Annotated in this window: 15 protein-coding genes and 1 tRNA gene; 10 read left to right on the top strand and 6 right to left on the bottom strand. The window is 68.0% G+C overall.

What is annotated here, in order from left to right; genetic code table 11:
- Position 1: 1 nt before the first annotated feature.
- Entirely contained in the window at positions 2-1,651 is a 1,650-nt protein-coding gene (locus ASF80_RS04355; RefSeq protein ID WP_056308307.1) for a SulP family inorganic anion transporter, read from the bottom strand.
- A 195-nt stretch (positions 1,652-1,846) separates the two neighbouring features.
- On the opposite strand from ASF80_RS04355, the gene ASF80_RS04350 reads away from it, so the two are divergent.
- Positions 1,847-4,204, top strand: coding sequence for an arylsulfatase (locus ASF80_RS04350; RefSeq protein ID WP_056308305.1), 2,358 nt, complete (start codon positions 1,847-1,849; stop codon positions 4,202-4,204).
- Positions 4,205-4,242: 38 nt separating this feature from the next.
- Here the strand turns inward: ASF80_RS04350 and ASF80_RS04345 are convergent, their stop codons facing one another.
- Complete coding sequence (locus ASF80_RS04345) at positions 4,243-4,965, bottom strand: GAP family protein (protein WP_056308303.1); 723 nt, start codon at positions 4,963-4,965, stop codon at positions 4,243-4,245.
- Positions 4,966-5,199: 234 nt separating this feature from the next.
- Here ASF80_RS04345 and ASF80_RS04340 point away from each other — a divergent pair, with 234 nt between their 5' ends.
- Positions 5,200-7,554, top strand: a complete 2,355-nt coding sequence (locus ASF80_RS04340; protein WP_056308302.1) for an arylsulfatase — start codon at positions 5,200-5,202, stop codon at positions 7,552-7,554.
- Positions 7,555-7,690: 136 nt separating this feature from the next.
- Here ASF80_RS04340 and ASF80_RS04335 read toward each other — a convergent pair whose 3' ends face one another.
- The gene (locus tag ASF80_RS04335; protein WP_056308300.1) at positions 7,691-8,671 is read right to left on the bottom strand and encodes an aldo/keto reductase; all 981 of its coding nucleotides are present in this window, start codon (positions 8,669-8,671) and stop codon (positions 7,691-7,693) included.
- 130 nt (positions 8,672-8,801) lie between these two features.
- On the opposite strand from ASF80_RS04335, the gene ASF80_RS04330 reads away from it, so the two are divergent.
- On the top strand, positions 8,802-9,674 hold the full coding sequence (locus tag ASF80_RS04330; protein WP_056308298.1) for a helix-turn-helix transcriptional regulator: 873 nt from the start codon (positions 8,802-8,804) through the stop codon (positions 9,672-9,674).
- 112 nt (positions 9,675-9,786) lie between these two features.
- Here ASF80_RS04330 and ASF80_RS04325 read toward each other — a convergent pair.
- Positions 9,787-9,859: transfer RNA gene (locus ASF80_RS04325), tRNA-Arg, on the bottom strand.
- Positions 9,860-9,875: 16 nt separating this feature from the next.
- Complete coding sequence (locus ASF80_RS04320) at positions 9,876-10,685, bottom strand: SGNH/GDSL hydrolase family protein (RefSeq protein WP_056308296.1); 810 nt, start codon at positions 10,683-10,685, stop codon at positions 9,876-9,878.
- 70 nt (positions 10,686-10,755) lie between these two features.
- On the opposite strand from ASF80_RS04320, the gene argS reads away from it, so the two are divergent.
- Entirely contained in the window at positions 10,756-12,420 is a 1,665-nt protein-coding gene (gene argS, locus ASF80_RS04315) for an arginine--tRNA ligase (protein ID WP_056308294.1), read from the top strand.
- Positions 12,421-12,457: 37 nt separating this feature from the next.
- Entirely contained in the window at positions 12,458-13,309 is an 852-nt protein-coding gene (locus ASF80_RS04310; protein ID WP_056308292.1) for a DUF2993 domain-containing protein, read from the top strand.
- Between the two features lie 2 nt (positions 13,310-13,311).
- On the opposite strand, the gene ASF80_RS04305 is transcribed toward ASF80_RS04310, so the two are convergent.
- Positions 13,312-14,367 carry a YhjD/YihY/BrkB family envelope integrity protein gene (locus ASF80_RS04305; RefSeq protein ID WP_056308290.1) on the bottom strand — a complete coding sequence of 352 codons (1,056 nt, stop codon included), beginning with the start codon at positions 14,365-14,367 and terminating at the stop codon, positions 13,312-13,314.
- 149 nt (positions 14,368-14,516) lie between these two features.
- On the opposite strand from ASF80_RS04305, the gene lysA reads away from it, so the two are divergent.
- The 5 genes from lysA (at position 14,517) to prfA (ending at position 21,518) form a co-directional block, all read left to right on the top strand.
- Entirely contained in the window at positions 14,517-15,926 is a 1,410-nt protein-coding gene (gene lysA / locus ASF80_RS04300; RefSeq protein ID WP_056308288.1) for a diaminopimelate decarboxylase, read from the top strand.
- Between the two features lie 64 nt (positions 15,927-15,990).
- Positions 15,991-17,298, top strand: coding sequence for a homoserine dehydrogenase (locus ASF80_RS04295; protein WP_056308286.1), 1,308 nt, complete (start codon positions 15,991-15,993; stop codon positions 17,296-17,298).
- Positions 17,295-18,230 (top strand): homoserine kinase, encoded by a 936-nt coding sequence (thrB, locus tag ASF80_RS04290; protein ID WP_056308284.1) that lies wholly within the window; start codon positions 17,295-17,297, stop codon positions 18,228-18,230. Before ASF80_RS04295 ends, thrB begins: the two co-directional genes overlap by 4 nt.
- Before the next feature lie 196 nt (positions 18,231-18,426).
- On the top strand, positions 18,427-20,427 hold the full coding sequence (gene rho, locus ASF80_RS04285; protein ID WP_056308282.1) for a transcription termination factor Rho: 2,001 nt from the start codon (positions 18,427-18,429) through the stop codon (positions 20,425-20,427).
- A gap of 11 nt (positions 20,428-20,438) precedes the next feature.
- A complete protein-coding gene (prfA, locus tag ASF80_RS04280; protein ID WP_056308280.1) occupies positions 20,439-21,518 on the top strand; it encodes a peptide chain release factor 1 in 1,080 nt (359 codons plus the stop codon).
- The last annotated feature ends 27 nt before the right edge of the window (positions 21,519-21,545 follow it).

The following is a 21,545-nucleotide window of genomic DNA, read 5'->3' as shown; positions in this document are numbered from 1 at the left end:
TTCAGACCGGCGCCGCGAGTGCCTCGGCGACGTGCGCGTGCACGCGGCCGGCCGCGATCAGCCCCTGATACCAATCGGTCCTCGTCGCGATCACGCTCGCGCGCTCGGGCAGTGCGGCGATGTGCAGAACGATGCCCTGTGCCGCGAGCTCGCGGTCGAGGTCTGCGAGTGTGTCGAGCACGGTGATGGTGACGGTGTCGAGCCTCCGGGCATCCAAGATCACAGCTCGCACCGGTTCGGGACGCGTGAGGGCGAGATCGATGATCGCCCGCTCGTTCGCGAGGGCGTTCGCCGTGTAGAGGCCGCGCAGGGTGCGGATCGCCACTCGGCCGTCGCGCTCTCCGACGACCTCGAGGCGCGGGATGTTCAGTTCGCGGAGCACGAGGATCAGCGTCACCGCGACGCCTGCCGCGACGGCGGCGAGCAGCCCGCCCGTCAGGCCGATCACCGCGACGACGAGTGCGATCCAGAAGTCGACGGCACTGATGCGCGCCCAGCGCACGAGCGTCGGGATGTCGATCAGACCGGCCACCGCCACCAGGACCATCGCCGCCAGAGTCGCCTGGGGGAGCAGCGACACCACAGGACCGAGGAACAGCGCGACCAGCACGGCAAGGGCGACGGTCACCAGGGTCGCGAGCTGCGTGCGAGCGCCGGCGCTCTGGTTCACGGCGCTCTGAGAGAAGCCGCCGGCAGAGGGGAGAACGCTGAAGAAGGTGCCTGCGAGGTTCGCGGCCCCGGCGGCGAGGAGTTCCTGATCGGCGTCGATCGGCGGCTCGGAGGTGCGACGGATGCCACGGGCCACCGCGGCCGTCTCGAGGAACACCATCACCGCGATGGCGAGAGCGCCGGGGACGAGGGCGCCGAGATCCGTGAGATCCGGCAGCCCGGGCACCGGCAGTCCTGAGGGCACCGGATCGACGAGCGCCACACCTGACTCGTCGATGTGCGCGAGCCACACCAGCAGGATTCCGAGGGCGACGACGACGAGCGTCCCCGGGATCTTCGGCACGAAGCGCTTGCACAGCAGGATGATGACGATCGACGCGGCGGACAGGGCCACCGTCGGCCAGTTGACGCTGTCGAACGCTTCGAGAGCCGCGAGGATCGATCGGAAGAATCCCTCGCCCGAGGCATTGGAGGTCTCGCCGAGCAGCTTCGGGAGCTGCCCGACGGCGACGGTTCCGCCGACGCCGATCTTGATGCCGAGCACCGTCGCCGTGCTGATGTTCTCGACCAGCGATCCGAGTCGCAGCAGCCGGGCGATCACGAGCATGACGCCCACGAGCATCGTCAACGCCATGAGGGCGCCCATCGGATCGTCGGCTCCGGCGGCAGTGGTGGTGGTGACGAGAGTGGTCGCGGTGAGGGTCGCGACGGTCGAGGTCGTCGAGACGCTCATCGCTCGGGATCCGCCGAGGAGCGCATAGACGAGCATCGGGATGATGCAGGTGTAGAGACCGACCTGCACCGGGAGGTTCGCGATCGTGGCGTAGGCCATCGCCTGCGGCACGACGACCGCGCCGGCGGCGAGGCCGGCGATGATGTCGGATGTCAGCCACTCGCGGCGATAGCCGACGAGTGTCGGGAACCACCACCGCCCACGCGACCCGGCAGGCGTCCGCGAGGGCGATGTCACCGCATCCGTCATCCTGGTCCTCCCCTCCTGGTCGGGTCGCCGTCGCGCTGGAGTGGACGACGCTCTCATGCTGACATCGCGTCAGTGAGAGCGGAGATGGTGGGTCACCCGCCGCGGGCGATGCGTCGGAATCCGCGACGGGACGCGACCGTACGCTGGGCGCCAGGAGGCGGGCTTCCGGGTTCGCCGCGACACTGAGGAGTGACGATGGCCGACACGCAGCGTTCTGTTCTTCCGATCCCGGATCTGGCCTACACCGGCACGGTCACGTACGACGCGACCGACCCCGACACGCGCTTCCCAGCGATCGAACCCGTGCGCCCACCGGAGGGGTCGCCGAACGTGCTCGTGGTGCTGATCGACGACACCGGATTCGGGGCATCGAGCGCATTCGGCGGACCGGTGCACACGCCGAACTTCGAACGGGTCGCCGCAGCCGGGCTGAAGTACACCCGCTTCCACACCACCGCTCTATGCTCGCCGACCCGCGCCGCGTTGCTCTCAGGTCGCAATCACCACACGGTCGGCATGGGCGGTATCACGGAGATCGCCACGTCGGCGCCGGGATACAGCTCGCTGCGCCCGAACAGCTGCGCGCCGCTCGCCGAGACCCTGAAGCTGAACGGATACAACACGGCGCAGTTCGGCAAGTGCCACGAAGTCCCGGTCTGGCAGGCGAGTGCGATCGGGCCGTTCTCGGGGTGGCCGTCTCCCGGCAACGGATTCGAGTACTTCTACGGCTTCATCGGCGGTGAGACGAACCAGTGGTACCCGGCCCTCTACGAGAACACGACACCGGTCGAGCCGTGGGGCACGCCCGACGACGGCTACCACTTCATGGGAGACATGACCGACAAGGCGATCGCGTGGACGCGGCAGCAGAAGTCGCTCGCCCCCGATGTGCCGTTCTTCACCTACTTCGCCCCCGGTGCGACTCATGCGCCGCACCACGTGCCGGAGGAGTGGGCGGACAAGTACAAGGGGCACTTCGATCAGGGCTGGGATGAGATCCGCAAGGAGACCTTCGCCCGCCAGCTGGAGCTGGGGGTGATCCCGGCGGATGCCGTGCTCACCGAGCGCAGCCCCGGCATCCCGTCGTGGGACGAGATGAGCGATCTCATCAAGCCGGCGCTGGCGCGTCAGATGGAGGTCTATGCAGGCTTCCTCGAGTACGCCGACCATCATGTGGGGCGGCTCCTCGATGCGTACGAGGAGCTCGGGATCCTCGAAGACACGCTCGTCTACGTGATCATCGGTGACAACGGCGCCAGCGCCGAGGGATCGATGCACGGAACCACGAACGAGGGCTTCACGATCAACCACATGAACGACATCGAGACCGAGCAGTACGTCGCCGATCACATCGACGACATCGGCACCCCGCGGTCGTACAACCACTACGCGGTGGGCTGGGCCCACGCGATGGACACGCCCTATCAGTGGACCAAGCAGGTGGCCAGCCATTGGGGCGGCACTCGCAACGGCACCATCGTCAGCTGGCCCGGCGGGGGAGTCGAGCAGGGCGCGGTCCGTCACCAGTTCAGCCACGTCATCGACGTCGCCCCGACCGTTCTCGAGGCCGCCGGGATCCCCGAGCCGTCGATGGTCAACGGCGTGACCCAGCGCCCGTACGAGGGAACGCCGATGAACTACAGCTTCGCGGCGGAGGATGCGGACGCCGATGAGCAGCACCAGACGCAGTACTTCGAGATGCTGGGCAACCGCGCGATCTATCACAAGGGCTGGACGGCCGTCGCGAAGCACAAGGACCCGTGGGCAGGCTCCTCGCACGGACTCGACGACGACGTGTGGGAGCTCTACGACGTCGAGAGTGACTGGACGCAGTCGCATGACCTCGCGGCCGAAGAGCCCGAGCGGCTCGCCCACCTGCAGCGGCTGTTCCTGATCCAGGCGGCACGTTTCAACGTGCTGCCGCTCGACATCCGCTCGGCGGAGAGGATGAACCCCGACATCGCGGGTCGCCCTCAGCTCGTCGTGAGCGACTCGCAGAAGTTCTACCCGGGCATGAAGCGGATGAGCGAGAACACCTCGATCAACATCAAGAACAAGTCCTGGACCGTGACCGCACAGGTCGATCTCCCCGAAGACGGTGCATCCGGGGTGGTGATCGCGCAGGGAGGTGCCTACGGCGGCTGGTCGTTCTACGCGCACGAGGGGTCCCTGGTGTTCGCCTACAACCTGCTGGGCATCGACGTGGACATCGTGCGCTCGGCCGAGCCGATCCCCGCGGGTGCCACCGAGTTGCGCGCACATTTCGGCTACGACGGCGGAGGGCTGGCCAAGGGCGGCACGGTGACGCTCTTCGCCGACGGGGTGTCCATCGGAGAGGGTCGCGTGAACAAGACGATCCCGTTCCAGTTCACTTTCGACGAGACGGTCGACGTCGGCGCCGATCTCGCCTCGCCGGTTTCGCCCGACTACGGTGCGACGGGCAATGCGTTCACCGGAGACATCGAGTGGGTCCGCATCGACCTCGGCGACGATGACCACTCGCATCTCATCGACGATGAGCACAAGCTCGCCGTCGCGATGCTCAAGCAGTAGCGAGGTCGGCCTCTCGCCTACTGATCGTCGATGCGAGATCAGTAGGCGAGGAGTGCCGATACCGCCTTCTGCAGCTGGAGCACGGCGATCACGAGCACCAGCGCGGCGTTGAGGACGCTCGTGTGGGAGGCGATCCAGGCGCGGATGCGATGCAGTGCGGGGTCTGCGGCTTCGCCCTTCACGAGGACGAGGACGACGGGGATGCCGATGGGCAGCACGCCGACGAGCCCGAAGACGAGGAGCACGAGAACACCGGTCGTCGTGTCGAGTGCGGCGAGGCGAACGTCGAGGGCGGCCAGGATCGCGCAGGACAGGTCGACGGGGTTCAGCAGGAAGATCCCGGTACCGAGCACCAGCGACCGGGTCGGGGTGAAGGTCTCCACGGACTTCAGCCATCCGGGAAGCTGAGGCGCGGCAGCGGTGACCTCTGTCGGTGAGGAGGCCTGTGCCATCGCGAGAGTGTGGGCTCGCCCGCGACGATAGATCCAGACCGCCCCGAGCAGCAGGAAGATGCCGATCAGCAGCCGCACGATCGGCACCCACAGGGGTGGCGCGTTGCGTTCGTGCACCTCGAAGAAGCCGAGCACGGCGAAGCTCGCGAACACGCCGATGAAGACGCCCAACGCCCAGCCGATCAGGAACATCACACCGTTCACGCGCGCTCGCTGCGAAAGCAGCACCGCGACGAGCGCCATGATCGCGAGGGGACTCATCACGACGCCCAGCGCCAGCGGCAGCAGAGACAGCACCAGATCGGTCATCGGTCCACTCGCCCTCGCTGCGCGTTCATTCCGAGCCCTCGTCCCTCGTCCCGGGCGTCTGCGCTGAATGCGGGGGCGCCGCCTGTGCACACGGTATCCGTGGGGCGCATCGGGCGATGCGGATCAGTCACCCGCTCAGGGTGAGGAGACGGTGACGGACGCTGTGCGTGATCGATAGACCTGGACTCACGAGGCGGTGCTGCGCCGCGACGACACGATCGGGAGACGACGAACATGAACACTCAACTTCCGGGAAGCTCTCTGCCGATTCCTGACCAGACCTACGTCGGACCGATGGTCATGGACGCGAAGAAGATGGAGGAGAAGCTTCCGCCCATCGAGATGAAGCGTCCGCCCAAGAAGGCGCCGAACGTGCTGCTCGTACTCCTCGATGACGTCGGATTCGGGGCATCCAGTGCCTTCGGTGGCCCGGTGCCGATGCCGACGGCCGAACGTCTCGCCGCGGGCGGCCTGCGGTACAGCCGGTTCCACACCACGGCGATCTGCTCGCCCACCCGGGCCGCGATGCTGTCGGGGCGCAACCATCACCAGGTCGGCATGGGGCAGATCACCGAGACGGCGACCCCCTCGCCGGGTTATCGCTCGACGCGTCCTAACTCGTGCGTCCCGCTGCCCGAGATCCTGCGACAGTCCGGATACAACACCGCGCAGTTCGGCAAGTGCCACGAGGTTCCCGTATGGGAATCCGGGCCCACGGGGCCCTTCGATCACTGGCCGGCGTTCAGCGGTTTCGAGAAGTTCTACGGCTTCATCGGCGGTGAGACCAACCAGTGGACGCCTGCGCTCATCGACGGCGTGAGCTTCGTAGAGGCACCCGATGATCCCGACTACCACCTGATGCCCGACCTCGCCGATCGGACCATCGACTACATCAATCAGCAGAAGGCGCTGACACCGGACAAGCCGTTCTTCATCTACTTCGCTCCGGGGGCGACTCATGCGCCGCACCACGTGCCGAAGGAGTGGATCGCCAAGCACAAAGGAAAGTACGACCAGGGGTGGGATGCGCTGCGGGCCGAGACCTTCGAGCGGCAGAAGGCGCTGGGCGTGATCCCAGAGGATGCGGTGCTCACCGAACGCAGCGAGGGAATTCCCTCGTGGGATGAGGTGCCCGAGGAGCGACGCCCGATCCTCGCCCATCAGATGGAGGTCTACGGGGCCTTCCTCGAGTACGCCGATCATCACACCGGACGCGTGATCGATGCTCTCGAACAGCTCGAGCTGCTCGATGACACCCTCGTCCTGTTCATCATCGGCGACAACGGCGCGTCTGCGGAGGGCGGTCTCGAGGGGGCGTTCATGCTCTCCACGGCGGCCAACGGCGGTGCGGAGTACGAGACCGTCGAGTTCTGGCAGGAGAACCTCGACAAGGTGGGCGGTCCTGAGGCCTACAACCACTATGCGGTCGGCTGGGCCCACGCGATGTGCACCCCGTACCAGTGGACGAAGCAGGTCGCGAGCCACTACGGCGGAACCCGCAACGGCACCATCGTGCACTGGCCGGGACGCATCGCCGCCAAGGGCGAGGTGCGCGACCAGTGGCATCACGTCATCGATGTCGCCCCGACGATCCTCGAGCTCGCGGGCCTCGCTCAACCGCACACGGTCAACGGCGTGACGCAGGTACCGATGCACGGCACGTCGTTCGCCTACTCGTTCGATGACGCCTCGGCGGCGGAGCGCCATCACACGCAGTACTTCGAGATCATGGGCAACCGGGGGATCTACCACCGTGGATGGACGGCCCAGACCCGACACCGCACTCCGTGGGATGTCGTGAGCGCAGCGCCGGACTTCTCGGAGGACGTGTGGGAGCTGTACGACACGACGGTCGACTGGACGCAGTCGAACGACCTGTCGAAGGAGCATCCCGAGAAGCTCGCCGAGCTGCAGCAGCTGTTCCTGATCGAGGCGACGCGCTACAACGTCATCCCGCTCGACGATCGCGCGGCTCAGCGCATGAACCCCGAGTTCGCCGGCCGGCCGACGATCGTCCAGGGCGAGACGCTGCGGCTCTACCCGGGGATGACGCGGCTCAACGAGAACGTCGCGATCAACGTCAAGAACCGGTCGTGGTCGGCGACGGCCGAGATCGTCGTCCCGGACGACGGCACCCTCGACGGAGCGATCCTCGCGCAGGGCGGCCGCACCGGCGGATGGTCGCTGTTCGGCGAGGGCGGCAAGGTCGGCTTCCACTACAACTACTGCGGGCTGCTCCGAAGCACCGCGCTCTCGGCTGGCCCCCTCACTCCTGGCACTCATCAGGTGCGCTCCGAGTTCGCCTATGCGGGTGGAGGCATCGGTCGGGGTGGCACGGTCACCCTCTTCGTCGACGGCGAACCGGTCGGCACCTCCGAGGTCGTCCGCACGCACCCGATGTACTTCTCGTTCGACGAGGGACTCGACGTCGGACTCGACACCGGCATGCCCGCGTACGAGGGATACGCGACGAAGGGCGGCGTCTTCTCCGGCACGATCCACTGGGCGCAGATCGATCTCGGTCTCGACGACCACAATCACCTCGTCGACCCGGAGGCCTGGCTCGAGGCGGCGATGCGGCACCAGTAGAGCACGACTCACAGACCGGCCCGCGACGGAGAGACAGAAGAGGGACCATCCGTCAGGATGGTCCCTCTTCACGTGACCGGCAGCATCGCGATGAGGCCCTGCGAGGTCCGCCTGTCGTTCAGCGGGCGAAGCCCGGTCACTTGTCGATGGAGACCATGTTGGCTTCGTCGTGCCGTTCGCCGGACGCGGGTTCCATTGCCGTCAGCCGGGCGGCCTGGTCGGCAGTGAGCACGATGGCATCTGCGGCGGTGTTCTCCTCGACGCGAGCCACGCGGCGCGTTCCCGGGATGGGCGCGATATCGTCACCGCGGGTGAGGATCCACGCCAGTGCGGTCTGCGCAGGAGTCGCACCGATCTCTGCGCCGATGGCGCGCACCTCGTCGACGAGTCGGAGGTTGCGGGTGAAGTTCTCGCCGACGAACCGCGGGTTCGTCTTGCGCCAGTCGTCGTCGGGGATGTCGGCCGCAGAGCGGATCTGGCCCGTGAGCAGCCCGTGACCGAGCGGCGAGTAGGGGACGAAGCCGATCCCGAGCGCGCGGAGCAGCGGCAGGATCTCTTCCTCCACATCGCGGGTCCACAGCGAGTACTCGGTCTGCAGCGCCGAGACGCGTTGCACGGCGTGGGCGCGCCGAATGGTCTGCGCTGACGCTTCGGAGAGCCCGAAGTGCAGCACCTTGCCCTCGGCGATCAGGTCGGCGACCGCTCCTGCGGTGTCTTCGATGGGCGTGTTCGGGTCGACCCTGTGCTGGTAGTAGAGGTCGATGTGGTCGGTTCCCAGACGGCGCAGGGAACCTTCGACGGCGGCCTTCACGTTCTCGGGGGCGCTGTCGGTCACGCCGGGTCCGCCACCGGAGTGGGAGACGAGCCCGAACTTGGTGGCGATCTTCACGTGGTCGCGGCGGCCCTTGATCGCCTGTCCGACGATCTCCTCGCTGAGGTAGGGGCCATAGATCTCGGCGGTGTCGATGTGCGTGATGCCCAGGTCGAGGGCGCGGTGGATGGTGCGTATGGACTCGTCGTTGTCGAGACCGCCACCGGTCGTGTACGTGCCGGCCATGGTCATGGCGCCGAGGCCGATGCGGGAGACCTCCAGGCCTCCCAGGTGTGCGTTCTTCATCTCATGTCCTTCTGTCTGTGTCGACGGATGACTCGAGTCAACGCCCTCACGTCGGAGTTAGCGTGGCCCTGTCTATGGGTGCCCCGGCAGGGACCCCATAGATCGCCGGCACCGGCGTAGTTTCGAAGTCATGGACACTCGTGACGCCATCAGCGACTTCCTCACCTCGAGGCGCGCGAAGCTCACCCCGGAGCAGGTGGGGCTGCCGGACTTCGGTGGCCGTCGCCGCGTCCCCGGGCTGCGTCGCGAAGAGGTCGCCCTTGTCGCCGGGATGAGCTCGGAGTATTACAAGCGCCTCGAGCGCGGGAACGCGGCGGGGGTGTCGGAATCGGTCATCGACGGGGTCAGTCGAGCCCTTCAGCTGGATGACGCGGAACACGCGCATCTGCACGACCTGATCCGGGCGGCCAACACCGGCGCCCATCCGCAGCAGCGACGGCGCCCTGTGCGAAAGACGCAGCTCACGTCCGGAATGCGTCAGACCATCGACGCGATGTCCACCGTCCCGGTGTACGTGCAGAACGGCCGGCTCGACGCCATCGCCACGAACATGCTGGGCCGAGCCGTCTTCTCCGAGATGCTCGACCACGCGCGACCGCCCGCGAACGCCGCACGCTTCGTCTTCCTCGATGCGCGCGCCCAGACCTTCTACCCCGACTGGGAAGGACAGACCCGACAGATCGTCGCCCTTCTTCGCGGCGAAGCAGGGCGCTCGCCGTACGACCGGCAACTCAGCGATCTCATCGGTGAACTCTCGACCCGCAGCGACCTCTTCCGGAAGCTCTGGGGAGCGCACGATGTCCGGGAACATCGCACCGGGCTGAAGACCGTCCACCATCCGGTGGTGGGCGATCTGGAGCTCACATTCCAGGCGATGGACCTCGCCGCCGACCGCGGACTCCAGATGATCGTCTTCTCGGCGGAACCCGGATCCGCCACTCACGAGCGCCTGCAGCTGCTCGCCAATCTGACCGAGACGACGACCGAGCGAGCGATCGGCTGACGTTCCGGAGCCAGTCTCGTCTCCGCCGTCGAGAACAGTGCGAAGGTCTCCGCGAACGGGGACAACGAAAAGGCCGCCTGAGAACAGGCGGCCTTTCGCGTTGCGGAGTGTGTGCCCCCGACTGGAATCGAACCAGCGACCTACGGTACCGGAAACCGGCGCTCTATCCACTGAGCTACGGAGGCGTACCGGTCGACAATATCACTGCTCGGGCGTGGTCTCCGACCCTCCGGCCTCGGTCACCGGCGCGTCGCCGAGTTCCGCGAGCGCTGCGGCGAGCTTCTCCGCCAGATACCGATGGCCGTCGGTCGAGGGATGCCGGCGTCCGACCTCGACGTCGATCACCGACAGGTAGTTCTGATCCGTGATCCAGTTCTGCGCGATGGGGGAGATGTACCACCATCCCCGGGCTGCGGCCAGCTCACTGAGATCGGTGTCGATTCGGGCGGTCCCGGCGCCGACCGGCAGCTCATGCGGTGCCGGACCGAGAATGACGATCGTCGCTTCGGGGTACTTCGCGGACATCGCATCCCACGCTGCGGTCACGGCCTCGCGGTAACCGGCCTCGCCCTGAGCGCGGTCGTTGATCGATCCCTGCATGATGATCAGGTCGGGTGTCAGTGTCGGATCCAGCGCGGCGATGCGCTCGCCGAACGCAGGACCATCGAGCCCCGGCTTCAGATAGCCGCTGCCCCGCACACCCTTCACGATGGTCTCGCCGTCGATCATGTCCGCGAGAACGTATGCGTAGCCGAGCGTCGGCTCGGTCGCAGCTGAGCCGTAGGTCCAGGAATCCCCGAACAGCAGAACGGTCGGATGCTCGGGGAGCAGCAGTGGCACGGGGGCGATCGTGACTGCCTCGTCGGCGGCGGCAGCGGCTCCGACGGGCGCAGAAGACGGCACCGGAACCCACGGACGCCACACACCGAGGATGACCGCGGCGAGAGCCAGGATCACGGCGACGGCGAGGCCCGCGACGGGCAGGCGGTGGCGGGCGGATGCGGCCTTCATGGCATGACTGTAGATCACGATCGGGCCCTCGCAAATTCGGGCGCGTGACGCGCCGTAAACTGAGAGGGCTATGAACCCTGAAACGCTCGCCGAAGCCCTCCTCGCCGTCCTCGCACCGATCGCCGAGGAACGACGTCCGGGCGAGCCGCTCGCGCTCGCCGCATCCGACATCGTGCTCGACCGTCCGCGCAATCGCGACCACGGCGACTGGGCCTCGAACATCGCGATGCGTCTGGCGAAGCCGTTCGGCACCAACCCTCGCGAACTCGCCCAGCAGATCGCCGACGGGCTCTCTGAGATCGACGGCATCGCGAGCACCGAGGTCGCCGGCCCGGGGTTCATCAACATCCGCCTCGATGCGGCGGCCGCAGGCGCGCTGGCGAAGCTGATCGTCGATGCAGGCGTCGACTACGGCCACAACGACTCGCAGGCCGGACAGAGCATCAACATCGAGTTCGTGAGCGCGAACCCGACCGGTCCGCTGCACATCGGCCACACGCGTTGGGCGGCCCTCGGCGATGCGATCGCCCGCGTGCTCGCGGCATCCGGTGCGACCGTTGCCCGCGAGTACTACATCAACGACGCCGGCGTGCAGATGGAGCGCTTCGCGAACTCCGTGCTCGCCGCAGCCAAGGGCGAGCCCACCCCCGAGGGTGGCTACGCCGGAAGCTACATCGGCGATCTCGCGGCTCGCGTGCTCGCAGCCCGTCCTGATCTGCTCGACCTTGCGGACGACGAGCAGGTGGTCGTCACCCGTGAGCTCGCCTACGGGTTCCAGCTCGAGGAGCAGAAGCAGTCGCTCTCGAAGTTCAACGTCGACTTCGACGTGTGGTTCTCCGAGCGCACGCTGCATGCCAAGGGGGAGGACGGCACGAGCTTCGTCGACCGCGCCGTCGACCGTCTGCGCGAGCAGGGACATGTCTTCGACGACGAGGGTGCCGTCTGGGTGCGCACCACCGACTTCGGTGACGACAAGGACCGTGTGATCCGTCGCTCGAACGGCGAGTACACCTACTTCGCCGCCGACGCCGCGTACTACCTCAACAAGGGCGACCGCGGGTTCGAGTACAAGCTGTACCTGCTGGGCGCAGACCACCACGGTTACGTCCACCGCCTCAAGGCGATCGCCGGTGCCGCAGGAGAAGACCCCGAGAAGAACGTCGAGGTGCTGATCGGTCAGCTCGTCTCGGTTGGCGGTGCGCGTCTCAGCAAGCGTGCCGGCAACATCATCGAGATGGACGACCTGCGCGAGTGGCTCGGCACCGATGCACTGCGCTACTCGCTGGAGCGCTCGCCCGCCGATTCGCCGCTGGCGCTCGACCCGGAGCTGCTGCAGAAGCGCACGAACGACAACCCTGTCTTCTACGTGCAGTACGCACACGCCCGCACGCACAATGTCGCGCGCAACGCCGCCGATTCCGGTGTCGACCGCTCGGAGTTCGCTCCTGAGACGCTCACGCACGAGACGGAGGGCGCACTGCTCGGTGCTCTGCAGGAGTTCCCGCGCATCGTGGCGTTCGCTGCCGAGGTCCGCGAACCGCACCGCGTCGCGCGGTACCTCGAGGAGCTCGCCGGCCTGTACCACCGCTGGTACGACAACTGCCGCGTGATCCCCCAGGGCGACGACCCGATCGAGACCGTGCACCGCACGCGCCTGTGGCTCAACGATGCCGCGGGACAGGTCTTCCGCAACGGTCTCGACCTCCTCGGCGTGTCCGCTCCCGAGCGGATGTGACTCGGCTGCCGTCCGCCCTGTAGGGCAGGATGGCAGCATGAGCGACGACAACCACACCCTTCCGTATCCCGCCGCTGATTCCGAGCATCCGACGCTCGTGATCCCGGGCGAGAAGGATGCTGTCGCCGCCGTGCCCGCGAAGCGCAAGCGCAAGCGGTGGCCGTGGGTGCTGCTCATCATCGTGGTCGTGCTGGCGCTGTTGGCCGTCGCAGCGGAGCTCGTGGTGCGTTCGGTCCTTCCCGGGATCGTCCGCGGAATCGTGATCGATCAGCTCGACCTGCCCGCAGACCAGGAGCTCGACGTGGAGGCCGACGGCATCCTGATCCCGCAGCTGATCGGCGGAACGCTCGATACCCTTCATCTCTCGACGGATTCGGTGACGTTGCAGGGGATCACCGGCGCGGTCGACGTCACCGCGACCGGGGTGCCGCTGCGTGGCGGAGACCTGAGCGGGGCGACAGGGACCATCCGGATCGACGAATCGCAGTTCACCACCCTGCTCGCCGGCACCGATCTTCCCGTCGACACAGTGACGCTCGATGCTCCGAATGCGACCGTCGCCGGAACGGTGAGCGTCCTCGGCATCGCGATCCCTGTCTCTCTCACCGTGACGCCGGGCATCGCCGAGGGTGACCTCGAGCTGACCCCCGTGGGGCTCACGATCGGCGGTCTCGAGGTCGACGCCGATCAGGTAGGTTCCTCTCTCGGATCCCTCGGCGATCGCCTCACCGAGACGCAGCGTGTGTGCATCGCCGATCAGCTCCCCGCCGGCATCACCCTGACGGGGCTCGAGATCGACGGCACCGAGGCTGTGATCGACGTGGACGTCGACGGTGCGATCGCGACCGATGCGAGCCTGCTCGACAAGGGTGTGTGCCCCCAGAGCTGAGGTCAGCCGGCGGTCGAGCCGGTGCGGAACTCCTTCTCGGCCTTCTGCGCGGCGCGAAGTTCCGTGGTGGCGAGGGCGACCTCGGCTTCGGCGCGTTGCACGCGCCGCTGCGGGAACGTCGTCGCACCGAATCGGGCGTGCACGCGGTCGTGACGCTCCTCCTCCGACGTGACGATGTACGCGCAGGAGATCAGGATCACCTGGGTCGACAGGTTGAGCCAGATCAGCAGCGCCAGCAGCGAGGCGAACGACGCGAGCAGCGGATTGCTGGTAGCGCCTCCGATGAACAGCCCCGACAGCTCCTGCAGGATGAGCAGACCGATCCCACCCAGCAGCGCGCCGGTCCAGAGGGACCGCGCCGACGGATGCGTTCCCGAGAGCAGACGGAAGACACCGGCGATCAGAGCGGTGTCGAGCGCGAGCACCACGACGAGCGACACGATGCGGATGCTCCAGGTCGCCGTGGGGGAGTCCTCGGCGATGCCGAGCAGGCCTGAGATCCAGGTGATGCCGATACGCCCGATGAAGGTGACCGCGGCTGCGGCCACGAATGCGAGGCCGATGCCGATGGCGAGTACGAGGTTGCGCAGCATCACCCAGATGAAGAGGATGTCGGCCTGGGCCGTGCCCGCGAGGAGCCGCACGGCAGTGCGCAGAGAGCCGACGGCGGCGAGAGCCGAACCGGTGAGCGCGACGACCGAGATCGCACCGGCGATGGACAGCGAGACCGGTGCCTCGAGGTCGGATGGGTCGATGATCCCGTCCTCGCCGATGAGACCGGGAACGACCGACTGCACCGCCGCGATGATCGCGTCCCAGGCCTCGGGGTTGCCTGCGAGCCACAGAGCAGCGATCGAGAATCCGAGAAGTACGGCGGCGAAGACACTGAACAGGGCGCGGTACGTCACGCTGTCGGCCAGCATGGGGCCTCGGCGCTCGGAGTACAGCAAGAACGCGCGCACCGGGCGTTGCCTCAACGCCCACCGGATCGCCGCAGCGCTCACGCGGGGGATCAGGCCGGGGCGGTCGGCGTCGGGGGTTGCGGATTCGCTGCTCATCCCCCCACCTTACGAGTGGCCGACAAGTGCTCTGAGGGGGTTGACGCAGGGTGTCACCATGACGGATGCGGCATGGAGGGTGCCCTAGAATCGGGGTCAACCTCGCAGTGCGTGTTCCCGCCCGAGACCCGTCCCACGATTGGTGTTCCTTGCTTTCCCCTGCCGATTCGCTCGCCCCGGAATGGCTCGTCGAGCCCGACGACGCGAACGTTCTCCCGACCGCCGTGTGGCCCGCGTCCACGATCCGCGACTCCGACGGGGTCGTGCAGCTGGCCGGCATCGCCGCCACAGCGCTCGCCCGGACCTACGGCACACCGCTCCTCGTGATCGATGAGGACGAGGTGCGCACCCGGGCGCGGGCGTTCAGACTCGCCTTCGACACGGCCGCCGCAGAGCACGGCACGACCGCTCAGGTCTACTACGCGGGCAAGGCGCTGCTGACCACGACGATCGCCCGGTGGGTGGTCGATGAGGGACTCCGCATCGACGTGTGCACCGGGGGAGAGCTCGAGGTCGCCCTCGCCGCGGGAGTCGCTCCGGCATCGATGGGTTTCCACGGCAACAACAAGTCCGTCGCCGAGCTCGAACGCGCCGTCGAGGTGGGCGTCGGGACGATCATCGTCGACAGCGAGATCGAGATCGAGCGGCTGGCGGCGATCACCGCTCGGACCGGCGCGACCCAGCGCGTGCTGGTGCGTGTCATCAGCGGCGTGCACGCCGAGACACACGACTTCCTCGCGACCGCCCACGAAGACCAGAAGTTCGGCTTCCCGCTGCCCGAGGCGGAGCGGGCCGTCGCCCGCATCCGAGAGATCCCCGGCATCGACTTCGCCGGTCTCCACTGCCATATCGGCTCGCAGATCTTCGGCGTCGCCGGTTTCCGCGAATCCGCGTCCCGCGTGCTCGAACTCCATGCCGCACTCCTCGAGGGCGGGCCCGTGCCCCAGCTCAATCTGGGCGGCGGCTTCGGCATCGCCTACACGAGCGTCGACGACCCGACGCCGATCGAGACGCTCGCGGGTGAGATCGTGACGGCGGTCGCCGAAGGCTGCGCGGCACGCGGCATCGCGATCCCGGCACTGTCGTTCGAACCCGGCCGAGCCATCGTCGGCACCGCCGGCGTGACGATCTACGAGGTCGGAACGACCAAGGACGTGGCGCTGGAGTCCGGGGCGACCCGTCGCTACATCAGCGTCGACGGGGGCATGAGCGACAACGCCCGTCCCGCACTCTACGGAGCCCAGTTCTCGGCCCGCCTGGCCTCACGAGTGGGCGTCGGCGCTCCGCAGCTCAGCCGCGTCGTCGGCAAGCACTGCGAGTCGGGCGACATCGTCGTCGATCATGAGTTCCTTCCGGCCGACGTCGCGCCCGGCGATCTTCTGGCGGTCCCTGCCACAGGTGCCTACTGCGCTCCGCTGGCGAGCAACTACAACCACGTCCCGCGTCCTCCGATCGTCGCCGTTCGCGACGGGCGGTCGACGGTCATCGTCCGCGGCGAGACGATCGCCGACGTCCTTTCTCGGGATGCGGGCATCGAAGCGCCCCAGAACCACCGGTGAGCCGCGCGTCACGCGATGCGGCAGCCGACGACACACGACTGATCCACCCTCCTAAGGAGTAGCAATGACGACTGAGTACCGACGACTTCGGGTGGCGCTTCTGGGCGCCGGCGCGGTCGGCTCCCAGGTGGCCGACCTCCTGCTGCGTCACGGCGACGAGCTCGCCGACCGCGCGGGGGCTTCGCTCGAACTGGCGGGCATCGCCGTGCGCAACCTCGACGCGCCCCGTGAGACCGACCTGCCGAAGGAGCTGTTCACGACCGACGCGGAGTCGCTCATCCTCGGCTCCGACATCGTGATCGAGCTGATCGGCGGAATCGAGCCGGCGCGCACGAGCATCCTGCAGGCGATCGGTTCCGGCGCAGACGTCGTCACCGCCAACAAGGCGCTGCTCGCCACGCACGGCCCCGAGCTGTTCGAGGCTGCCGACCGTGTCGGCGCCTCCGTCTACTACGAGGCCGCTGCCGCCGGTGCGATCCCGATCATCCGCCCGCTGCGCGACTCGCTCGCCGGCGACCGGGTGGTCCGCATCATGGGCATCGTGAACGGCACCACCAACTACATCCTCGACCGCATGGACACCGAGGGCGCCGACTTCGCCGACGTGCTCGCCGACGCACAGCGCCTCGGCTACGCGGAGGCCGACCCCACGGCCGACGTCGAGGGCTACGACGCAGCGCAGAAGGCCGCGATCCTCGCCAGCCTCGCGTTCCACACGGCTGTCCCGCTCGACGCCGTGTACCGCGAGGGCATCACCTCGATCACCGCATCGATGATCGACGAGGCCCGGGCGGCCGGATTCGTGATCAAGCTGCTCGCCGTCTGCGAGCGCATCGAGGCCAACGGTGCGGAGTCGATCTCGGTGCGCGTCTACCCGGCGCTCGTGCCGAAGACCCACCCGCTCGCGTCGGTCCACGGCGCGAACAACGCGGTGTTCGTCGAGGCGGAGGCGGCCGGCTCGCTCATGTTCTACGGCGCAGGTGCCGGTGGCGTGCAGACGGCATCCGCCGTTCTCGGTGACGTCGTCTCGGCGGCCCGCCGCCACATCGCGGGCGGGGTCGGCGTGGGGGAGTCCACGAGGGCGAACCTGCCGGTCGTGCCGATCGGCCACGTCACCACGCGCTACCAGATCACTCTCGAGGTCTCGGACGCCCCCGGCGTGCTCGCGACCGTCGCCGGCATCCTGAGCGACGGCGACGTCTCGGTCGCCACGGTCGTCCAGACGGTCGAGGGCGAAGACGAGCCCACCGCCCGTCTCGTCATCGGCACGCACCGAGCCACCGATGCGGCTCTCAGCGCGACCGTCGATGCACTCGCCGACAGCTCGGTCGTCGAGCGCGTCGTCTCGGTGCTGCGCGTGGAAGGCGAATGACGGTGGCATCAGCGCGCACGGTCGAGGTGACCGTACCCGCCACCAGCGCGAACCTGGGCCCCGGCTTCGACACGCTCGGGCTCGCGCTGAGCATCTACGACACCCTCGTCGTCACGGAGCTGCCCGCGGGTGAGCTCGAGATCGAGGTCTCCGGCTCGGGCGCGGCAGAGATCCCGCGCGATGCGTCCCACCTGATCGTCCGCACGATCGCTCACGTCTACGCCGACGTCGATCGTCCGCTTCCCGGTCTGCGCATCGTGGCCGAGAACGGGGTTCCGCACGGTCGTGGTCTCGGCTCCTCCGGAGCGGCCGTGGCCGCGGGGATCCTCGCGGCCAAGGGATTGCTCGAGGGCGACGTCGAGATCAGCGACGCCGACATGCTGCGTCTCGCGACCGAGATCGAGGGGCACCCCGACAACGTGGCACCCGCCCTCTTCGGTGGGCTCACGATCGCGTGGATGGGCGAGCGGGGCGCGCAGCACAAGAAGCTGCTCGTGCACCGTGGCGTCTCTCCTCTCGTGCTCGTGCCGTCGTACACGATGTCGACGTCGAAGGCCCGCTCGCTGCAGCCGCCTCAGGTGTCGACCGCCGATGCGGTGTTCAACGTCTCGCGCTCGGCGCTGCTCATCGCGGCTCTCACCCAGAGCCCCGAACTGCTGCTCGACGCGACGGCCGATCGCCTTCATCAGGACTACCGCGCCGAGGCGATGCCCGAGACGCAGCGACTCGTGCAGGCTCTGCGCGCCGCCGGTTTCGCCGCCGTGGTGTCCGGCGCCGGACCCAGCGTGCTCGTCCTCGCCGACGGGCCAGGCAGCCGTCAGGATGCCGTGGAACTCGCCGAATCCACCACCGACACCCCGTGGGAAGCGCTGCTGCTCGCGGTCGACGTGCGTGGTGGTACAGTGGGGAATCGAGCGGAGGGCTCCACGTAACTGCGTGAATCTGGCCCCATTGCAACTCTGCAAGACCCGCACGCAAACCCCTGTGGCACTGCTCTCACCGAGAACTCGTTCTTTTCGAGAACCCAGTGCCGAGGCTGGCTGACGCCGAGCGTCAGCCCGTGCGACCGCGCGCAGCACCCGTTGTGCGCGTACCGCTCACGTCTCCGAGACCAAAGAGGGAGTACTCGTGGAGAATTTCTCCGAGACCCAGAACGACCAGGCGGCACCCGCCGCCGCTGCTCCGGCCAAGGCCGCGAGCTCCGACGCCGCGACCACCGCCGCGACCGAAGTGGCCCCGGCCCGCAAGCGTGCACCGCGCCGCGCGACCACCGCGACGGCGTCCGCCAAGGCTGAGAAGGCTGCCGCGGCCGATGCCGCCGCCGACAGCGCACCCGTGAAGTCCGAGGCACCTGCAAAGACCGAGGCGCCCGCGAAGTCCGAGGCGCCCGCGAAGTCCGAGGCGCCCGCCGCCGACGCTCCGGCCGCCGACGCCGCACCCAAGGCGAAGGCTCCTCGTCGCAGCCGCGCGAAGAAGGCCGACGCCGAGCCCGCCGCCGAGGCGCCCGCAGCCGACTCTGCTGCTGCTCCTGCTGTTGCTGCTGACTCCGCTCCGGTTGCCGAGTCCGCTCCGGCGGCGGATTCGTCCGACGAGCCGAAGAAGACCGGTCGCGGACGCCGCACCGCCAAGAAGCCCGCGGCCGAATCCGAGGCTCCGGCAGCCGAGAAGCCCGCCGAGTCCGCCCCGGCAGACTCCGCTCCCGCCGCCGATTCCTCCGACTCCGCTGACGGCGGCGACGAGCAGGGTGGCCGCGGCCGCAACCGCAACCGCAGCCGCAACCGCGGACGCGGCCAGAACGGCAGCGGTCAGGCCGGCGAGCAGCAGCAGTCGCAGCAGTCGCAGCAGCCTCAGCAGCAGAACTCCGCCGATGACGAGGGCGGCAACGGCCGCAACCGTCAGCGCAACAAGCGCCGCGGTGGAGCGCCGACCGACGAGTTCGACACCGAGATCGGCGAGGACGACGTCCTGATCCCGATCGCCGGAATCCTCGACGTGCTCGACAACTACGCCTTCGTCCGCACGACCGGCTACCTCGCCGGCCCCAGCGACGTCTACGTCTCGCTCGGACAGGTCAAGAAGTACAACCTGCGCAAGGGCGACGCGATCGTCGGCTCGATCAAGCAGCCTCGCGAGGGCGAGCAGCAGGGTCGTCAGAAGTACAACGCGCTGGTCAAGGTCGACTCGATCAACGGCCTGTCGATCGACGACGCGGCCACCCGCGTCGAGTTCGGCAAGCTCACCCCGCTCTACCCGCAGGAGCGTCTGCGTCTCGAGACGGCTCCCGAGAAGCTGACCCAGCGCATCATCGACCTGGTCGCCCCGATCGGCAAGGGCCAGCGCGGCCTGATCGTCGCGCCTCCCAAGGCCGGTAAGACGATCGTCCTGCAGCAGATCGCCAACGCGATCGCGCAGAACAACCCCGAGGTCCACCTCATGGTCGTGCTCGTCGACGAGCGCCCCGAAGAGGTCACCGACATGGAGCGCACCGTCAAGGGCGAGGTCATCGCTTCGACCTTCGACCGTCCCGCAGAGGACCACACCACGGTCGCCGAGCTCGCCATCGAGCGCGCCAAGCGTCTCGTCGAGCTGGGTCGCGACGTCGTCGTGCTGCTCGACTCGATCACCCGCCTCGGCCGTGCGTACAACCTCGCGGCTCCGGCATCCGGACGCGTGCTCTCGGGAGGCGTCGACGCGTCGGCGCTGTACCCGCCCAAGCGCTTCTTCGGTGCCGCGCGCAACATCGAGAACGGCGGATCCCTGACGATCCTCGCCACTGCTCTCGTCGAGACCGGCTCCAAGATGGACGAGGTCATCTTCGAGGAGTTCAAGGGCACCGGCAACAGCGAGCTGCGTCTGTCGCGTCAGCTCGCCGACAAGCGCATCTTCCCGGCCGTCGACGTCAACGCGTCGAGCACCCGCCGCGAAGAGATGCTGCTGTCGACCGACGAGGTCAAGATCACCTGGAAGCTGCGTCGTGCCCTCGCGGGCCTCGACCAGCAGCAGGCACTCGAGGTCGTCCTGGGCAAGCTCAGGGAGACTCACTCGAACGTCGAGTTCCTGGTGCAGATGCAGAAGTCGATCCCGACGCTCCCCTCGGGCGCGCACGGTCACGACAACAACATCCGCTGAGCGGAGCCACTGTGTTCGAGTCCGTCCAGACTCTGATCGACGAGCATCGCCGGGTGCAGGAGGAACTCTCCGACCCGGCGGTGCACGCCGATGCCGCCCGAGCGAAGCGCGTCAACCGCCGCTACGCCGAGCTGTCCAGGATCGTCGCCGCCCACGAGGCGTGGGTGGCGGCATCCGACGATCTGGACGCGGCGCGCGAACTCGCCCGCGAGGACGACGCGTTCGCCGATGAGGTGCCCGGTCTCGAAGAGAGCGTTCAGGCCGCGCAGGAGAAGCTCCGGCGCCTGCTGATCCCGCGGGATCCGGACGACGCGCGAGACGTGATCATGGAGATCAAGGCGGGGGAGGGCGGTGCCGAATCGGCGCTGTTCGCCGCTGACCTGCTGCGCATGTACATCCAGTACGCGGCGTCGAAGGGCTGGAAGACCGAGCTCCTCGAGCGCAACGAGTCCGACCTCGGCGGTTACAAGGACGTCCAGGTCGCGATCAAGGGATCGTCCACCGATCCCGCTCAGGGCGTCTGGGCCCACCTCAAGTACGAGGGCGGCGTGCATCGGGTGCAGCGTGTTCCCGCGACCGAGTCGCAGGGCCGCATCCACACCTCGACCACCGGCGTGCTGGTGTTCCCCGAGGTGGATGAGCCCGACGAGATCGCGATCAACCAGAACGATCTCAAGATCGACGTGTTCCGTTCTTCGGGTCCCGGCGGTCAGTCGGTGAACACGACCGACTCGGCCGTGCGCATCACGCACCTCGCCAGCGGCATCGTCGTGTCGATGCAGAACGAGAAGTCGCAGCTGCAGAACCGCGAGGCCGCGATGCGCGTGCTGCGTGCGCGACTGCTGGCGAAGCAGCAGGAGGAGCTGGATGCCGCGGCATCCGACGCGCGCAAGTCGCAGATCCGCGGCATGGATCGCTCCGAGCGCATCCGCACATACAACTTCCCCGAGAACCGCATCGCCGACCACCGCACCGGATTCAAGGCGTACAACCTCGATCAGGTGATGGACGGCGCACTCGAGCCGATCATCGAGAGTGCGATCCAGGCGGACGAAGAGGCGCGTCTCGCCGCCGTCGGCTCGGAGTCCTGACCGGGCTCCTGACCGGCGTCGCGCCCG

Origin of the sequence: Microbacterium sp. Leaf159, assembly GCF_001423615.1 — a bacterium.
Classification (GTDB): domain Bacteria; phylum Actinomycetota; class Actinomycetes; order Actinomycetales; family Microbacteriaceae; genus Microbacterium.
This window is presented reverse-complemented; position numbering and strand designations above follow the sequence as displayed.